Here is an 18,529-nt window from a genome sequence, read left to right as displayed (position 1 = left end):
CGTTCGCCATGACCAGATTATCTGTAAATATCAATAAAATAGCCACCCTGCGAAATTCGCGCGGTGGCGATAACCCCAATTTGGTACAAGTTGCTAAAGACTGTGAGCGTTTTGGCGCACAAGGTATAACCGTGCACCCCAGGCCGGATGAAAGGCATATCCGATATCAGGATGTGTTTGACCTGAAAAAAATAGTGACCACCGAATTTAATATTGAAGGCAACTGCCAGGAGCAAAAATTTATCGACCTGGTGCTGGCCGCCAAGCCCGAGCAGGTTACCCTGGTGCCGGATGTTTTGGGCCAGATAACATCAAACCACGGGTGGGATACGATCAAAAACCAGCAGTATTTAAAAGATATGATACAGGTGTTTAAAGGCGCCGGTATCCGTGTATCTATATTTGTTGACCCGGTTACAGAGATGGTAGAAGCCGCGGCCACCACCGGTACCGACCGGATTGAGCTTTACACCGAAGCCTATGCGCATCACTACGCTGAGAACAAAGAACAGGCTATAGCGCCTTATGTTAAAGCTGCCGAAACCGCCTATCAACTTGGCCTGGGCATTAATGCCGGCCATGATCTTGACCTGCAAAACCTGCAGTATTTTGCCCAAAATATCCCTGCGCTTGATGAGGTAAGCATAGGCCATGCGCTGATAAGCGATGCCTTATATTACGGGTTAGAGAATACCATCCAGATGTATTTACGGCAGCTGAACTAAAGCAGCTTAAAATAAAAGGCTTTTAAAACAAATGGCGCACTATTAATTGCTTAAATAGTGCGCCATTTGATAATTAAATTAACAACTATGCTTCAGGGTTGCTGCAGCATACCAAATCTTGCCCTATCTGGCAGTATTGTGTTTGGTTGGGTGTGTAAGTACAGCCATAAGTTAACAGTGGCGGCGGCGCCTGGCAGGTGCATCCCGGAGGGGTTGGTAATTTACCGCCGCTTACGTTTTTCATTTCTGTTCTTGTCAGTTGTTTTTTCATCAGATGTTTTTTTAAGTTTTAGTTTTTACTGATTTGGCCGAGGTTTATTACCGGTACAAGGCTCAATTACCGTAAGACGCTATAGTTAGTTAAAAAAATTTAGTTTTGATAAAGGCGCAACTGTTTAATCAGTGCAAAATTAACTGCCTTGTTATATAATTAGGGTGGTGTTAATGTTTAAGGCAAGTTAATTATAAATTATTAACTTATAGTAAGTTGGGTAAAATATTTTAATAAAAATTTATGCCATTCGCCTATCGTAGAATGGTTAGGCTATCCGATAGTATATTGCAGCTTTTTAGATCAACAATATAATAGTAAACCCCTAGCCCCGGTATGGATACTTTCGCAGGTTTCGTAAATGAGGCTTATATATAGCTGCGATTTCGGTAATGCAGTAATTAATAATAAGCTCCTTTTTATAAGGATAGTAAAAGGCCAGGTAAATATGATAGTTTACTTGTAAAAGCACTGTCAGTATAATATTAGCGCGTTGTTATTCATTACCTAAAATTGTACCTTTGCGGTAAATTTAAGGGACACCCATTTCAATGAAGCTGAACATTAATTACCAGGAGAAATTCGAGCAAAGGCACATCGCGCCAAACCAGGCCGATACCGACAAAATGTTAAAAACCATCGGGGTAAATTCGCTTGATGAATTGATAGACCAAACCGTACCGGCAAAGATAAGATTGAAAGATCCGCTGAATTTACCGGCCGCAAAAAGCGAGTTTGATTACCTGAACACACTAAAACAAACAGCTTCAAAAAACAAGGTGTTTAAATCATACATCGGCCAGGGTTACTATGATGTAATTGTGCCGGGTGTTATTCAGCGCAACATTCTGGAGAACCCCGGATGGTACACCCAGTACACGCCTTACCAGGCAGAAATTGCGCAGGGCCGTTTACAGGCTTTGCTAAATTTCCAAACCATGGTGATTGATTTAACCGGGATGGAAATTGCCAATGCTTCTTTACTGGACGAAGGTACTGCCGCTGCCGAAGCGATGTTTATGCAGTACAGCCTGCGTAAAAACCAGCAGGCTAACGTTTTCTTTGTATCAGAAGAAGTATTTTCGCAAACTATTGATATTTTAAAGACCCGCAGCGAGCCTTACGGCATAAAACTGCAAATAGGCGACCACCGCACGGCTGAACTTACCGACGATATGTTTGGCGCCATGGTGCAATACCCCGCAGGCCACGGTGCGGTTTATAATTATACCGATTTTGCCAATGCGCTGCATGCCAAAAATATTAAGCTAACCGTTGTTGCCGATATCATGAGCCTGTTACTGTTAACCCCACCGGGTGAATGGGGCGCAGATATTGTGGTGGGTTCTACCCAGCGTTTTGGGGTGCCTATGGGTTTTGGCGGCCCGCACGCTGCGTTTTTTGCTACCAAAGAAGAGTACAAACGCTCTATCCCCGGCCGTATTATAGGGGTAACGATAGATAGCGCAGGCAACTATGCCCTGCGCATGGCATTGCAAACCCGCGAGCAGCACATCCGCAGGGATAAGGCAACTTCCAATATATGTACCGCGCAGGCCCTGCTGGCTATTATGGCCGGTATGTATGCCGTTTACCATGGCCCGCAGGGTTTAAAGCTGATTGCCGAAAGGATACACGGTTTAACCGTTTTGCTGGCCAATGCTTTAACCGAGCTTGGTTATGAGCAGCAGAACGATACTTACTTTGATACGTTAAAAGTGGAGCTTGGCATATTGGCAGGCCCGATAAAATCAGAAGCGTTAAACAACGAGCTTAACCTGAATTACCAGGGCACGGTAGCTACCATTTCTATAGATGAAACTACCTCGCCTGATGATATCAAAACCATTGTACGCTTTTTTGCAAAAGTTAAAGGCAAAACGTTGGCTGATGCTAACCTTGATGCCCTGCAGAATAGAATTGAAGGCGTTATCCCGGCCGAAATGCAGCGCACATCTGCCTGCTTAACACACGGGGTATTTAACACGCACCATTCCGAGCATGAGATGCTGCGTTACATCAAATCGCTGGAGGCAAAGGATCTTTCGCTGTGCCACTCGATGATAGCCCTGGGGTCATGCACCATGAAACTGAATGCTACTACCGAAATGGTACCGGTTACCTGGGCGGAATTCAGCAAAATGCACCCCTTTGCACCAACCGACCAGGTAGGGGGCTACATGCAGTTATTTGACGAACTGAACAAATGGTTAAGCGAGATTACCGGATTTGCAGCCATGAGCCTGCAGCCAAACGCAGGTGCGCAAGGCGAGTATGCCGGCTTAATGGTTATACGCGCCTATCATCATGACAGGGGCGACCATCACCGTAATATTGCCCTGATTCCTTCATCTGCACATGGTACCAATCCTGCTTCTGCAGCGATGGCCGGGATGAAGATCGTGGTGGTAAAATGTGATGATAACGGTAATATTGATGTTGCCGATATGAAAGCCAAAGCCGAGCAGTATAAAAACGAATTATCGTGCTTAATGGTTACTTACCCATCTACACACGGTGTGTTTGAGGAAAGTATTATCGAGATCTGCGAAACCATCCACCAGAATGGCGGGCAGGTTTATATGGATGGCGCTAACATGAACGCACAGGTTGGTTTAACCAGCCCGGCCAATATTGGTGCAGATGTTTGCCACCTTAACCTGCATAAAACCTTCTGTATCCCGCATGGCGGCGGTGGCCCGGGCATGGGCCCTATCGGCGTAGCCAAACACCTGGTGCCTTATTTGCCGGGGCATGCTGTAGTTGATATTGATAATGGTAAAGCTATCCATGCCGTATCTGCTGCACCATGGGGTTCGGCATCTATCCTGATCATATCACACGCTTACATTGCTATGATGGGCGGCGATGGTTTAACCAATGCAACCCGTTATGCCATCCTTAATGCTAATTATATTAAGGCGCGTTTAGAAAGCCACTACCCGGTATTATATACCGGCGCAAACGGCCGTTGTGCACACGAAATGATTCTGGATTGCCGCTCGTTCAAGTCATTCGGTATCGAGGTAACGGACATTGCCAAACGTTTAATGGATTATGGTTTCCACGCGCCAACGGTATCTTTCCCGGTTGCGGGTACGGTAATGGTAGAGCCGACCGAATCTGAACCAAAACATGAATTAGACCGTTTCTGCGATGCTATGATCTCTATCCGTGGTGAGATTGATGATGTAGAGAAAGCGGTATCTGATAAAACGGATAACCCGTTAAAAAATGCGCCGCACACTGCCGCTGTAATTACCGGCAACGATTGGGGGCATCCATATACCCGCCAAAAAGCTGCTTACCCCTTGCCTTATGTGGCCCAGTTTAAATTCTGGCCGTCTGTTGGCAGGGTGAACGATACCTATGGCGACCGCACACTGATCTGCTCTTGCCCGCCGCTTACCGATTACGAATTTGAAGAAAGTGAAGTAACTACCCCCGAATACGGAACGTGATTGTAAAGAGGTAGGCGCACACACACAATAACTACATGGAGGCTCCTTATTGAAGGAGCCTTCTTTTATTTGATTTAAAACTAATTCAATTTTAGTTTGCTTTTTTAATATCATACATATACTAAAGCAGTAAAAAACAATAGATCTAACCCCATATAAGTTATCGTTACGTACTTTAGACAGTTGCGCTGTTGCTGTAATTTGTGCAATAATTACAATCTTTATTAGGTTAACAGTTTTGTTACAATACATAGGTTATATAAACGCGTTACAACTATTAAGAATATAACCTTTTAAATTTTAATTCCGTATAAAGAAGATATGAGCCCTAATAGCGACAAAACAGTAAGTGTTTTATTGGTTGACGATGATGAGATAAACAATTTTATATCGATAAAGTTAATCAAGAAAGCTTTAACCAGTTCTAATATTATGGCATGTTTAAATGGTAAATTTGCTATTGAACAACTGCTTGAAATTCAGCGTAAAGACCCTGATAAACTGCCTGATTACATCCTGCTGGATATTAATATGCCGATTATGAACGGCTGGGAATTTCTGGACGAATATAAGCGCCTGAATGTAGACCCGCTGGGTAAAAGTAAAATTTATATTATTTCTTCTTCGGTTTTTAGTAACGATATCAATAAAGCACGTTCATACCCGCTTGTAAAAGATTTTATATCTAAACCGCTCAACGTAGAAAAGATCAAAGAACTTTTTAACGTAGCACAGGTTTAAACCGGGGTAACCGTAAAGGCATCATCCTGGTATTTAACCATGCCTAAAGCAGTTGCCCTTGCATGGTAAAACAGGCAAATGTAACCTTCTGCGGCTGCCATTTTACCGTATTGTATGCGTAGTTCGGCTGCCCGGTGGCCATCGTAATCATACTTAGCCACAAATTTTCTGATCAGTTGCTCGGGCTCGGGCAGTTCATCGCCGCCAAAAAATACTTTTTGCCCTTCCATTTCTATCCGGAATACCTGGTGAAACCTGCAATGCCCGCCCGATAATTCATAACTGATGCCCGGTTTGTATTCGCCGGATCCCTCAACAAAATCTATTTTAGCGTTTGCCTGCAGGGCTTTAAAGATCTCTGCGTGGTATGATGAAGATTTACCGGTAAGGCCAAATTCAAATTCCTGGCGCTGTATAACATGCGTTGCCTGCGGGAAGCTTGGCTGCAGTTTGCCGTTTTGCTCTACCACCAAACCGCCCGAATGGTCATAGTGCAGGTGAGACATCAGTACCAGCGTAACATCATCCGGATCGAAACCCGCATTACGGATATGCTGATGCAGCAATAGCTCGTCGCGGGTATCTTTATAACCCAGGCCGGCATCCAGCACGATCAGGTCATCCGCGGTTTTGATGAGAAATGGGTTTACATGGATAAACAGCGAGCCGGGGCGGTCTTTTTTACTATCAGTTTCGGGGTTAAATGGGATAAACTTTTTAGTGGCATCAACCGAGTAAGAGCCTTCGCCCAAAGCAAAAATTTCCATAGCGTAGTGTTTGCGCAAATATAGCTTGCAAAAAACTAAGATGGCAACACCCGCGAATAAATGACATTAGCAGTTTGATTCCCCCTGCAATTTAAGCTATATCTCCCTTGTGAAAAAGGTTGGTATTTAAGTATGTTTGAAAGGAATTTTAAGAAGAATTAGTTTATAAAATACCCAAAGCCCTAATTTAAAACTATATGTACGATCCATCATTACATTTCCCGCTTGAAAAATCAATGGGGATAGAATCAAAACCTGTTGACGCCCGCAGCTATTTTTATGACGAGACGCTTGCTGTTTACAGGCCTTATTTAAACATCGACGAGGTATTTGATTACCTTAATACCGGCGATGCAAGAACAGGGCAGTTCCCTATTATTGTTAATACCGGCGGCTATGTACTTGATGGTAATGTGTACGAAGGCGTTAATAAAGAATATTGGTTTAAAGATGGTATATCCAACTGCGAATTGATAGAGAAAGCCGAAGCCGCGTACAAATCAAATACAGACGACTACAACAACTGGCAGTTTAACGGTTACGGCTTGTCATACTCCGGCAACGGAGTTGGCAATTATGCTGAAGGGATATTGGAGTGCAGGGATGGTGTTGTTTATAACGTATTCAGATCGGCTACCGACTCGACATTGGATAATTCCGGGCAGATCGTTCTAAGGATCTCAACAGATAGCATTAAAACATTTACAGCTCCGGTAACCATTTTTAACGGCACATATGATGACAGATATATATCAGGTGGGTTCGTTGGCGATACCGGTCGGTTTGTGGTTTTTATAAGGCAATACAATTATTTGATACCTGCAGAGGTGGATTTTGGTTTTATTTACTCGGATGACCTGACAACTGCCGGCACTGATGCAACATGGAGCGCGTTCCAATCCGTTGCACCATCAATTGTGCCGTTGGGCACAGTAGGGTATGGTAAAATAATATCGGTGAACGCAAAGTATATTTTAGCTACTTATACAGGTAACCGTAAGGCGCAGCTTTTAGAAAGTGCGGATGGCGCTACCTGGACACTGGGTGCAACCATGTATGATTATACCACATCATTAGCCCGAAAAGTTACAGAACCCTCAATAGTTGCCATTGGCAATAATTATTTGCTTTGTATTGCACGTAATGATGATAACGGGCCATACTATCAGTACGAGTCTATTGATGGAGGTACAACATGGGTATTTACAGGGCTGACAAACACTTATAGTGAAAGCGTAGCTGTAAGATCAGCCTGCCCGGTACTTTTATATAATGCCGAAAGGGAAGAACTGATATTATTTGGTACGGCAAGAGGAGGCACAACTGCTAAACGAAATAATGACCGGATGCAGGTTTATGTAAACTTTAAGTATGAGGTTTTTGGTATTGCCAACGGATGGACGTTACGTGAACAGGTTACCCGCCCGTTTAATAATAACAGGAATTTTTATAACCAGCCATGTGTTGCTTTTTTAAATGCTAACACTATAGTAGGCTTTTCTACAGATGGGGAATATAGCAGCCCATCAACAGATTTGAATAAAGAGCGGATGTTTTTGTATGGATTTAATTATACCTACAGCTTGCTAAATACAATAAATAAAACAGCCGTGCCTGAGGGTATTTACACAGAGGTTTGGAATGCAAAAAATAATGCCTTTCAGCTTAAAACATTACAACAGCCATTTGCTGTAGAACCCGTTAATGGTAATGTTTATTTAAGCAACCCGGGTACGCTTGTATTGAATGGTGGCGTAAATGCTTTAACAAACGAAAGTATTGCCATATACAGCAGCAACTTAGCAACAAAAATATTTTCCGTAACCGGTAATGGCAACATACTTACGCCTAATTTACCTGCCGGTACGGTAGCATCCGGCAGCATAGTAGTAACCAACACCACCACTAAAAATCTGCAGCTGGTGCCTTTTGCTACAGCATTTACAAATGTTGCATTAACAGGCATACCTACAGCACCTACTGCCCCCGTTACCACTAACACAACACAGATAGCTACAACGGCAAATGTCATGTCGCATTTCCTTACTGCCACAGCAACGCTGGCTTTCCCGGCTACAGCGGCACAAACATCATCAGAGCTTACCATTACAGTAAACGGCGCTGTTGACGGTGATGTGGTAAGTGTAGGTGTACCCAATGCGGCGAGTAATGCCAATTCATGTTTCACAGCAAGAGTCTCAGCAGCAAACACGGTGAGTGTAAAATTTAATAATTATTCATCCGCAGCTATAACGCCTGCAAGCGCAACATTTAAAGTAACGGTGTTTAAATAAAGTTTATGTAGCCGCTTAAATTAAGCAGTCAGATTGTAACGTATGCTTTTTTATAACGTCTGTTATAAACGATAAGGCAGGCCAATGAGCCTGCCTTATCGTTTATAATTACTGCATTTGTGAAAATAAAAAATTATTTATTAATAAAATTTTGATATACGAAAACTATCGTACATATTTGTACGAAGAAATTCGTACAACTTTATAACATGGATTTGAAACCGACGGAAAGCGAGCTGGAAATATTACAGGTGATTTGGAAAAGGGGGCAGTGCAGCGTTAGGGATGTGCATGAAGAACTGGTTAAAAACAAAGAAGCCGGTTATACCACCACCCTTAAACTGATGCAGATAATGCACGAAAAAGGTTTGGTAGAACGCGATACTAATGCCAAAACGCATTTATACAAAGCACTGATAAGCCGCGAGCGGGCACAGCAAGGCGCACTGGATAAAATTATATCTACTGTGTTTAAAGGTTCAACGTCTGACCTGGTGATACAGGCCCTTGGGCAACACCGCGCATCTAAAGATGAGATAGATGCGATCAAAAGTTTTTTAGATCAGTTTGAGGGTAGAGATTAGAGACTTGAGTTAAGAGATCAGGATTTAACTTTTAGAGATTAGGATTTAGAGTTTAGAATTTACAATAATGGAAAACATATTATACAACATTAGCCAGGTTTTAGGCATTGCCATTATCCACTCTTTATGGCAAGGCCTGCTTATTTACTTTATATTAAAGTTAGTACTGTTGTGTGCACATGAGCTTTCATCGTCAAAAAAATACTTAATTGCTTTAAGTAGCTTGCTGGCCATAACCGGCTGGTTTGCCTACACCCTAATTCACCAGATACAGCTATACGACTGGCTGGCCAAACCAGATAACTTGTCGCTGTTGGCTGCCTTTCCGCAGAATATACAGCAGTTTGGGCATCAAACCATCCGTTATTATTATAGTATTGAACAGTACCTGCCTTATGTAACAGCGGTGTATGCCTTAGGCCTGTTCATCAACTTAACAAGGGTTTTACTGGCCCACAGAAAGATACAAAACATAAAACACACCATGAGTTTGGGTGTACAGCTACAACGGCAGATAGGCGAATTTGCTCATAAACTGGATATCACCCAAACCGTAAAGGTAGGCTTTAGTCAAATGGTTGATGTGCCCTGTATAGTTGGGTATTTAAAACCAGTGATACTGCTGCCGTTCACTTTATCTACCTGTCTTGGGTCTGAAGAAATTGAAGCCATATTAATGCACGAACTGGCTCATATTAAACGTAACGATTACCTGATCAACCTGCTGCGGCAAGTTATCACCACGTTGTTATTTTTTAATCCGTGCGTATTACTGATCAATAAAATAATAGGCGAAGAGCGGGAGAACAGCTGCGACGATATGGTTGTAGATGTTACGCAAAAACCTGTTATCTACGCAAAAGCTTTATTTAAGCTGGAGCAAAACCGCCAAAATCAATTACAGTTAGCGCTGGCTGTAACAGGCAAAAAGTATTATTTATTAAAACGAATTGAAAGGATCATGAAAACAAAAAAACAAATGCCAAACATGCGCCCAACATTGGTGGCCATGCTAATACTAACTTTAAGCTTTGGCGCATTAGCCTTGCTTAACCCGCAAATTGCACAGGGCAAAATATCTGTAAAAGCTTTAACCCCGGCAGTTATAAAAAATATGCTGAGGGATACTGTACCGGTAGCTGCCAAATCCCCTACAACTACGCCGAAGCCTAAAATAGCTGCTATAAAAAGTAAAGCTGCTTTTAAACAAAAAAGGGCTGCCGGCAAGTGGAATGTAAACAACAACTATAATATAGATATTAACGACCCCGAACTGGAGCGCTTAAGCAAAGAGGTTGAAAAACATGGTGATGCCATTAGCAAATATTACGATAGCCCTGCGTTTAAAGCCCAAAGCGACCAAATGGAAAAACTGGGTAATGACGTGGAAGCATTTTACAACAGCGACAGGATCAAACAAGCCACCGCTGCACAAGAAAAAGCTGCTGCCGGATTTGAAAAACAATGGGGTGGCCGCAGTGGTAAAATGGACGAGTTAGGCAAGCAAATGTCTGCCGCGGGCGATGTAATGAGTAAGTACTATGAGTCGAAAGAGTTTAAGGAGATGAATGCCAGCCTCGCGAAAAAATATGGCGTACCCGTTAACGGATCTTATAATAGCGATGATAATAAAAACGATGATAAGTATCGCCAATATCAAGCCGAATTAAAGCAGCATATCCCGGCCGGGGTATTACAACAGCAGGATAAAATGAAGGAGCTGGGCAGGCAAATGCATGCTTATACCAATAACCCGGATGTGCAGAAAAGCCGTGAAGAAATGCGTGCCGCCGGCGATGAGATGCGCAAAGCTTTTAACAACCCCGATATGAAGCAAAAGCAGGAAGAAATGCGTAAGGTAGGCAGGCAAATGCGCAGCTTTACCGCCAACCCCGATATTGCCAACCAGAAAAAGCAATTGCAGGAAGCATCTGCCAAGTTAAGGGCATATACTCAATCCCCCGAGTTTAAAAAGAAGTTAGCCGAGTACCGGAAAACCTACCCGGAGAACGTTTACCGCTGGAATGAAAGCGAAGATGTAGAAAAACCAGAGGCCCCTGAAAAACCGGAACCTGTTGAAAGTAATTAGTGCTGGTTGATTGGATGAATAGAAACGATATAACCATTCAACTTAATCAACCGCTCACTCATACAAATCCTATTAAAATTAGTAATTTAGTATCCTCAAAAAAGGGGATACTTTTTTTATGCTTCAAAAGCTAACCATACAAAATTACGCACTGATAGATAACCTGGAGATTGGTTTTGACAAAGGGTTAAACATCTTAACCGGCGAAACCGGGGCGGGTAAATCCATCATTTTAGGTGCATTATCATTAATACTTGGCCAGCGGGCAGAGAGCCGTTACTTTTTTAATCAGCAAAAAAAATGTGTGATAGAAGGCGCATTCAAGATAAGCGGCTTCCATCTGAATACATTTTTTGAGGATAACGACCTGGATTACGACGGCGAAACCGTGTTGCGCCGCGAGATCTCTGCCGATGGTAAATCGCGCGCCTTTGTGAACGATACGCCGGTTAACCTAACTACGCTAAAGCAGCTTGGCGAAAAACTGATCGATATCCACTCGCAGCATGCCACCCGCGAGATCAACGACCCTGATTTTCAGCTTTTGGTGGTAGATGGTGTTGCCGGGCACCATGAATTGCTGGGCAGTTATCAAACAAAGTTTCGCGCTTATAAAAAGTCGCTTAAGCAGTTGGACGAACTGATAGCACAAAATGATAAGGCCAAGGCCGACCTGGATTATTACCAGTTTCAGTTTGATGAACTGGATAAAGCTGCCATTGCTGCAGATGAGCAGGAAGGGCTGGAAAAAGAACTGGCAACCCTAAACAACGCCGAAGAAATAAAGCGAAATTTATTAGGCGCATATTACCTGATGCACGAGGGCGAAACATCAGCCTTGATCCAGCTGCGCGAGGCGGGCCAGCAGTTATCAGCCATAGAAAGATATACCCCCGAGGTAGAAGAGCTGCACGAGCGCCTGAAAAGTACCCTGATAGAACTGAAAGATATTGCTGCCGAACTGGAGAACATCGAACAGCGTACGTTTACCAACGAGGCCCGTGCCGAAGAGGTGAACACGCGTTTAAGTATGTTGTATAATTTGCAAAAAAAGCACCGTGTAAATACTAATGTCGAATTGCTGGAAATACAAAACGACCTTTCTGAAAAGATCCAGCAGGCCGTATTTGGCGATGAGGCGGTAGAGAAACTGCAAACCCAAATTGCTACCGCTAAGCAGGAATTGGAGGGTATTGCCGCAACCCTATCTGCCAAGCGCGCCAAGGCTATCCCGGTAATACAAGAGAAAGTACTGGCCAACCTTACAGAAATGGGGATGAGTAATTCTGTTTTAGAGATAGAACAGATGGCGTTAGGCGAACTCACAAAGAATGGTGATGATACCATTCGTTTTATGTTCTCGGCCAACAAGGGCCATGCCCTGGCAGATATGAGTAAGGTAGCATCCGGCGGTGAGTTAAGCAGATTAATGCTCAGCATCAAATCTATCATTGCAGAATACACCGCGTTACCAACTATTATTTTTGATGAGATCGATACCGGCGTAAGCGGCGAGGTTGCCAATAAAGTAGGCCAGGTAATGGAGCGCCTGTCGCAAAACCTGCAGGTGATAACCATAACCCACCTGCCGCAAATTGCAGGCAAAGGCAAAAGCCATTACTTTGTTTATAAAGATAATACCGGCAGTACCACCTATACCCGCATGAAAAAGCTGGATGATAGCGAGCGTGTTTTAGAGATAGCCAAAATGCTTAGCGGTGATAACCCCGGCGAAAGCGCTTTACAAAATGCAAGGGAGTTGCTTGGTGGATAAAATCGATAAAGATTATTAACAAATGAGAAAAAATATTTTTCAAAAAGCACTTAAATATTCATTATTCATTGTAAATTAAGCTTTTAAACTTAACCTATATTTAATTATGAAAAAATTATCATTTGTTTTTGCTATTGCGGCATTTTCCCTAATTGCTTTTACGGCATTATCTTTTAAAACGGACCCTATTAATAAACCAGGGAAAATAAGCACTACCTTAAAGAGCCGCAAACCATTAAATCACACTTTTACATTTACTGCAAATGGAACCGCTGCTTCACAATACTACAGAATACAATTTTCAAGCTCCAGCTTTTCCGGCACGTATGTTTTTAACGGTGCTCCTGCCTCAATACCTGCAGGTACTTATTCAGTAGGTATATTTCCAGCAAGTCAGCCAACAAGTCATTTGTTTTCAGGTCAGTCTTGCGCAAATAATTATTCTGGTAGCGGCACGTCAATCACCTTTAGTAATGTATTGGTTTGTAGCGATGGCTATTTTGTTATCAACTAAAAAAATCTTTTTAAAAAAAGCCCGCTTTATCTAAAAGCGGGCTTTTTTTTGAACCTATTTTCAAAAAAATAAACGATTTTGTAACGAGTAATTAATAGCTAACTTTGCCACACTTACAAAACTAAAAACAATGGCTTACAATTTATTAAAAGGTAAAAAAGGAATTATTTTTGGTGCGCTTAACGAGCAGTCTATCGCCTGGAAAGTAGCGCAACGCTGCCATGCAGAGGGTGCCGAAATAGTTTTAACCAATTCGCCGCTGGCACTACGCATGGGCGAATTGAACAAACTTGCAGAGGAGTGCAGCGCCCCTGTTATCCCGGCGGATGTAACCAGTAACGAGGATGTAACCAACTTGTTTACCAAAAGCATGGAGCATTTTGGCGGCGGTGTAGATTTTGTTTTACATTCGATAGGTATGAGTGTAAACGTACGCAAAGGTATCCCATATACAGATAACAACTACGATTTTACCCATAAAGGGCTTGATATATCTGCACTAAGTTTTCATCGCGTTTTGCAAACAGCCATGAAAATGGATGCCATAAACGAATGGGGATCTGTACTGGCGCTTACTTACATTGCGGCCCAACGCGTATTCCCTGATTATAACGATATGGCCGATAATAAGGCCTATCTGGAAAGCATTGCGCGTAACTTTGGTTACCAGTATGGTGTTAAAAAGCACGTGCGTGTAAACACGATATCACAATCGCCTACGCGTACTACCGCCGGCAGCGGTGTAAAGGGTTTTGATGGTTTTATAAACTATGCCGAAAAAATGAGCCCGCTGGGCAACGCCAATGCCGATCAGTGTGCAGATTATTGTGTTAGCCTATTTAGCGACCTTACCCGTATGGTTACCATGCAGAACTTATTTCATGATGGTGGTTTCTCTTTCACCGGTGTTACTGCTGCTGTGATAGAGCAGATGGAAAAATAGTATTTCAAAATACACTTATAAAATAAAAGGCCTTCGGATATCCGAAGGCCTTTTATAGTTTTACTCAATTTATTTAGTTTGTGTCTGAGTCTATTAAAACAACTTTAATAGTAGCAGCTCCAGGTTTATTTATTGCTGGCAGCCCTCCGTCAAATGCTTGTGCAAGTACTTGTATAGAACCGGTTTGATGGCTAAAACTATAAGCAACGCCTTCATAGGTTTCGGGCACTTGTTCGTAAGTTTTTTCTCCGTCAAAAGAAATGTAAACTAAAACAGCACCATTAAGATGCAGATAATTATCAAGGGCAGGCTCATTTAAATTGGTATAATAACTCACCTGATTTGTAGTTTGCTGCCAATCAGATGCCGCTATATCAAAAATAAATGTGCGATTAGTGTTCGGAGCAACAACGGTTTCTTTTTTACATGATGCGACTGTCAGCACAACAATGGACAGGCATAGGATAGATAGTAGTTTTTTCATATAATATTTTTGTTTTTATTAGGCCTTAAAACAGCTACGATACTATTATAACGGTTTTAAGATTCGTTTATATATTCATAAGAACAAATAATTAGAAAAAGGTTTAATCTTTAAACAAAAAAAGTCCGCTTGCATGCACAAACGGACTTGATATTTTATACTTTGCCAACCTTTTAAAGGTAGCAAAGTGATTTAAAACTGATTGGAGCTGTTTACTTCTGCTCTTCCTGTTCTGGTTTGGCTTCGTTCTTTTTGTCGATAACCTTTATTTCGTTGGTTTCCTTATCGTGGTCAACCATCAGGGTGTCGCCTTCCGTCATTTCACCTTTCAGGATCTCTTCGGCAATCGGGTCTTCCAGGTATTTCTGAATGGCGCGTTTAAGCGGCCTTGCACCAAATTGCGAATCGTAACCCTTTTCGGCAATAAACTCTTTAGCGGCTTCGGTCAATTCAATTTTGTAGCCCAGGCTGTTCACACGGCCAAATAATGAAGCCAATTCGATATCGATGATCTTAAAGATCTCGTCTTTACCTAACGAGTTAAATACAATTACATCATCAATACGGTTCAAAAACTCAGGGGCGAAAGCACGTTTTAAAGCGTTCTCTATCACACCCCGTGAGTGTGTATCTGCCTGGATTGCTTTGGCATTGGTTGTGAAACCTACACCCTGGCCAAAATCTTTCAACTGGCGTGCGCCGATGTTAGAGGTCATGATGATGATGGTATTCCTGAAATCAACCTTACGGCCTAATGAATCAGTCAGCTGGCCTTCATCCAATACCTGCAACAAAATGTTAAACACATCCGGGTGGGCTTTTTCAATCTCATCCAGCAATACTACAGCATATGGTTTACGGCGTACCTTTTCGGTCAATTGTCCGCCTTCTTCATAACCCACATAACCCGGAGGCGCACCCACTAAGCGAGATACCGCGAATTTCTCCATGTACTCGCTCATGTCAATCTGTATTAACGCGTCTTCGGTATCAAACATAAAGCGTGCAAGCTCTTTGGCTAACTCAGTTTTACCAACACCGGTTGGTCCTAAGAAAATGAAAGAACCGATAGGCTTTTTAGGATCTTTTAATCCGGCACGGGTACGTTGTATGGCACGGGTAAGCTTTTTAATAGCATCATCCTGGCCAATAATTTTGCTGCCGATGGTGTTAGACATAGCCAGTAGTTTGGCACTGTCTGCCTGGCCAACACGCTGTACCGGGATACCTGTCATCATGCTGACCACTTCTGCCACATTATCTTCGGTTACGGTATAACGTTTGGATTTTGTTTCGGCTTCCCAAACAGATTTAGCCTGATCAAGCTCTTCCAGCAAATGTTTCTCGGTATCACGTAATTTAGCAGCTTCCTCATATTTTTGGCTGCGAACAACCTTATTCTTCTCGATCTTGATCTGCTCGATCTTTTGCTCGATATCCAGGATCTGCTGCGGAACATGAATATTTGTCAAGTGCACGCGTGAGCCTGATTCGTCCAGCGCATCAATAGCTTTATCGGGCAAAAACCTGTCGGTAATGTAACGTGTTGTTAAGGCAACACAGGCATTTATCGCTTCGTCTGTATAAGTTACTCCGTGGTGTTCTTCGTATTTCTCTTTGATGCGGTTCAGTATTTCTACAGTTTCATCCGGTGTGGCAGGTTCTACCATTACCTTTTGGAAACGGCGGTCTAAGGCGCCATCTTTTTCGATATACTGGCGATACTCATCCAGTGTGGTAGCACCAATGCACTGGATCTCGCCACGTGCCAGGGCCGGTTTGAACATATTGGATGCATCCAACGAGCCTGATGCGCCACCCGCGCCAACAATGGTATGGATCTCATCGATGAACAGGATAACATCCGGAGATTTTTCCAGTTCGTTCATCACCGCTTTCATACGTTCTTCAAACTGGCCGCGGTATTTGGTGCCGGCCACTAAAGAAGCCAGGTCCAGTGTAACCACCCGTTTGTTAAATAGCACACGCGATACTTTACGCTGTACGATACGCAGGGCTAAACCCTCTGCAATGGCAGATTTACCTACGCCCGGCTCGCCTATCAGAATAGGGTTGTTCTTTTTACGACGGGATAGTATTTGCGATACGCGTTCAATTTCTTTCTCGCGGCCTACAATCGGGTCAAGTTTGCCTTCTTCAGCTGCTTTGGTTAAATCGCGGCCAAAATTATCAAGTACAGGTGTTTTCGATTTGATATCTGATACTTTTTTGGGCTGACTAAACGAATCGTCTTCCTTAAAGTCGTCATCGCCGCCTGTTGATGAACCCGGCATTTCGTCGGTAACGTCGTTTTTGTTTGATTCTACTTCGCTCTTAAATACTTCGTAGTTTACGTTAAACTGCATCAGTATCTGTGAAGCAATGTTATCCTCATCGCGCAGGATAGACAGCAGCAGGTGCTCTGTACCTATCACATCGCTTTTAAAGATTTTGGCTTCCAGGTAAGTTATCTTCAACACCTTTTCGGCCTGTTTGGTTAACGGGATACTGCCAATATGTACATTAGTGCCAATGGTACCTTTCACAGCATCCTCAACAGCACGGCGTAATTTAGCGGTATCAACGGTTAGCCCCTTTAATAGTTTAATTGCCACACCATCACCATCACGGATCAGGCCAAGCAAAAGATGCTCAGTACCAATATAATCATGCCCAAGGCGCAACGCCTCTTCCCTGCTGTACTGTATCACATCCTTAACCCGTGGCGAAAATTTAGCTTCCATATATACCTTTCTGATTATGATCGTCCTAATCTATAAATTTGTTTTTATCTGTCAAGGCGATTGTAAGAACATTTATCAACAATATTGCCAACTTTTTAGCTTTATGGTAAACAGACAAATTAATGATATATGGCCTGTTAAAATAAAATTGAAAGAGACAGATTTATGATTTTTAACCTATCAAAGTGCCTGATTACTACTTTTAAACGGTTGATATTTGATTTTTTGATAGCCCGGCCATCAAAAAGTTTAATTTAATTACGAATTATATAACGTTGTGATATACAACAGGGCAAATAGTCACAGTTTATGACAATACGGCATGCCCGATTAGAAGGTTGCCGTATGCAATGCACTTTTAACAAACCAAACGATTTATATGGAAAGATACAAATTATAAGATGAATTTATGGTGAAAAATTATCTGTATTTATACCTCTCCGGCCTGGATGAGTATTTTGTTTATCAAAGCAAAAGATATACGGAAGTTTGTTTTTTGGATTTTTTCCAGATAGGGCTTGATAGAAAGTATAACACCTTGCTGTTTGGCAAATAATAACAAACCCACCGAGCCCTTTACTGTAATACCTCTTTGTTCGGCAATTTTACGTGCAGCTTTATCGTCTGTTAATAAATAATCACAACCTATTTCTTCAGCTAATGCAATGGCACTTGCTTCACCGGCATCAACAATTTTTAAAAAGATCGTTTTGTAAAGTGGGATTTTGTACTGATTGAATTATTACCCAATCTGGCAGGGGGTGTCCGTATTCTTTAGCTATTTGATGCGTGGTAATAATATTGTTAAATAAACAAGGCAGTAAATCAACAAGATCGATCTTATCTAAAATAATGAAGCAACTGGCATCGGTAATAACAACTGAAAATTTAGGATCAGCCATTGTTTAAGTCGGCTTCGGTGCTTGCGTCAAGATAGTACACGTCAAAATCAATTAACACTTCTGCAAAATCCCATTTCTTCATCCCACACATTTCTGCAGCCTGGCCCAAAGTTAATTTACCCGCCTCGTACAATTTGGCAGCAAGGAAACGAACAGTGTTATCATGTTCTTTTTCCAGCTCATCAGGAACCTGTAATGTTATTGTGGTCATGATATAAAGATAAGTATTATACTTT

The 18,529-nt window shown here is 42.4% G+C and carries 16 protein-coding genes; 9 read left to right on the top strand and 7 right to left on the bottom strand.

The genetic code is table 11. The annotated features are described in order from the left end of the window. The first annotated feature begins 8 nt into the window (after positions 1-8). The gene (locus tag E2R65_RS13810; RefSeq protein WP_134337071.1) at positions 9-725 is read left to right on the top strand and encodes a pyridoxine 5'-phosphate synthase; all 717 of its coding nucleotides are present in this window, start codon (positions 9-11) and stop codon (positions 723-725) included. A gap of 85 nt (positions 726-810) precedes the next feature. Here E2R65_RS13810 and E2R65_RS13805 read toward each other — a convergent pair whose 3' ends face one another. Then, a complete protein-coding gene (locus E2R65_RS13805) occupies positions 811-996 on the bottom strand; it encodes a hypothetical protein (protein WP_134337070.1) in 186 nt (61 codons plus the stop codon). Between the two features lie 551 nt (positions 997-1,547). On the opposite strand from E2R65_RS13805, the gene gcvP reads away from it, so the two are divergent. Together gcvP and E2R65_RS13795 are read left to right on the top strand one after the other, a co-directional pair. Next, on the top strand, positions 1,548-4,457 hold the full coding sequence (gcvP, locus tag E2R65_RS13800) for an aminomethyl-transferring glycine dehydrogenase (protein ID WP_134337069.1): 2,910 nt from the start codon (positions 1,548-1,550) through the stop codon (positions 4,455-4,457). A gap of 321 nt (positions 4,458-4,778) precedes the next feature. Continuing rightward, positions 4,779-5,198, top strand: coding sequence for a response regulator (locus E2R65_RS13795; protein WP_134337068.1), 420 nt, complete (start codon positions 4,779-4,781; stop codon positions 5,196-5,198). Here the strand turns inward: E2R65_RS13795 and E2R65_RS13790 are convergent. After that, the gene (locus tag E2R65_RS13790) at positions 5,195-5,965 is read right to left on the bottom strand and encodes an MBL fold metallo-hydrolase (RefSeq protein ID WP_134337067.1); all 771 of its coding nucleotides are present in this window, start codon (positions 5,963-5,965) and stop codon (positions 5,195-5,197) included. The two genes, E2R65_RS13795 and E2R65_RS13790, sit on opposite strands and share 4 nt — an antisense overlap. Positions 5,966-6,162: 197 nt before the next feature. Between E2R65_RS13790 and E2R65_RS13785 the strand changes: the two genes are divergently transcribed. The 6 genes from E2R65_RS13785 (at position 6,163) to E2R65_RS13760 (ending at position 14,163) form a co-directional block, all read left to right on the top strand. Continuing rightward, a complete protein-coding gene (locus E2R65_RS13785) occupies positions 6,163-8,259 on the top strand; it encodes a sialidase family protein (RefSeq protein ID WP_134337066.1) in 2,097 nt (698 codons plus the stop codon). Between the two features lie 209 nt (positions 8,260-8,468). Continuing rightward, the gene (locus tag E2R65_RS13780; protein WP_134337065.1) at positions 8,469-8,843 is read left to right on the top strand and encodes a BlaI/MecI/CopY family transcriptional regulator; all 375 of its coding nucleotides are present in this window, start codon (positions 8,469-8,471) and stop codon (positions 8,841-8,843) included. Positions 8,844-8,910: 67 nt separating this feature from the next. Further along, positions 8,911-10,932 carry a M56 family metallopeptidase gene (locus E2R65_RS13775; RefSeq protein WP_134337064.1) on the top strand — a complete coding sequence of 674 codons (2,022 nt, stop codon included), beginning with the start codon at positions 8,911-8,913 and terminating at the stop codon, positions 10,930-10,932. Between the two features lie 118 nt (positions 10,933-11,050). After that, entirely contained in the window at positions 11,051-12,706 is a 1,656-nt protein-coding gene (gene recN, locus E2R65_RS13770; RefSeq protein ID WP_134337063.1) for a DNA repair protein RecN, read from the top strand. 106 nt (positions 12,707-12,812) lie between these two features. Continuing rightward, positions 12,813-13,220: a hypothetical protein gene (locus E2R65_RS13765; protein WP_134337062.1), complete on the top strand. Its 408-nt coding sequence runs from the start codon at positions 12,813-12,815 to the stop codon at positions 13,218-13,220. Positions 13,221-13,350: 130 nt separating this feature from the next. Further along, entirely contained in the window at positions 13,351-14,163 is an 813-nt protein-coding gene (locus tag E2R65_RS13760; protein ID WP_134337061.1) for an enoyl-ACP reductase FabI, read from the top strand. A gap of 73 nt (positions 14,164-14,236) precedes the next feature. On the opposite strand, the gene E2R65_RS13755 is transcribed toward E2R65_RS13760, so the two are convergent. The 5 genes from E2R65_RS13755 to E2R65_RS13735 all read right to left on the bottom strand — a co-directional run bounded on the left by E2R65_RS13755 (position 14,237) and on the right by E2R65_RS13735 (position 18,504). Further along, the gene (locus E2R65_RS13755; RefSeq protein ID WP_134337060.1) at positions 14,237-14,647 is read right to left on the bottom strand and encodes an alpha-crystallin domain-containing protein; all 411 of its coding nucleotides are present in this window, start codon (positions 14,645-14,647) and stop codon (positions 14,237-14,239) included. A 212-nt stretch (positions 14,648-14,859) separates the two neighbouring features. After that, a complete protein-coding gene (locus E2R65_RS13750) occupies positions 14,860-17,391 on the bottom strand; it encodes an ATP-dependent Clp protease ATP-binding subunit (protein ID WP_134337059.1) in 2,532 nt (843 codons plus the stop codon). Positions 17,392-17,821: 430 nt separating this feature from the next. Continuing rightward, positions 17,822-17,959: a DUF3368 domain-containing protein gene (locus E2R65_RS20025; RefSeq protein ID WP_158285283.1), complete on the bottom strand. Its 138-nt coding sequence runs from the start codon at positions 17,957-17,959 to the stop codon at positions 17,822-17,824. A 118-nt stretch (positions 17,960-18,077) separates the two neighbouring features. Next, the gene (locus E2R65_RS13740; RefSeq protein WP_134337058.1) at positions 18,078-18,293 is read right to left on the bottom strand and encodes a hypothetical protein; all 216 of its coding nucleotides are present in this window, start codon (positions 18,291-18,293) and stop codon (positions 18,078-18,080) included. Next, a complete protein-coding gene (locus E2R65_RS13735) occupies positions 18,286-18,504 on the bottom strand; it encodes a UPF0175 family protein (protein WP_134337057.1) in 219 nt (72 codons plus the stop codon). The genes E2R65_RS13740 and E2R65_RS13735 overlap by 8 nt, the downstream gene beginning before the upstream one ends. Between the last annotated feature and the right edge of the window lie 25 nt (positions 18,505-18,529).

Source organism: Mucilaginibacter phyllosphaerae, from assembly GCF_004378255.1.
In the GTDB taxonomy this organism is placed as follows: Bacteria; Bacteroidota; Bacteroidia; order Sphingobacteriales; family Sphingobacteriaceae; genus Mucilaginibacter; species Mucilaginibacter phyllosphaerae.
The sequence above is the reverse complement of the archived record's forward strand: the minus strand, read 5'-3'. Positions and strand labels throughout refer to the sequence as shown.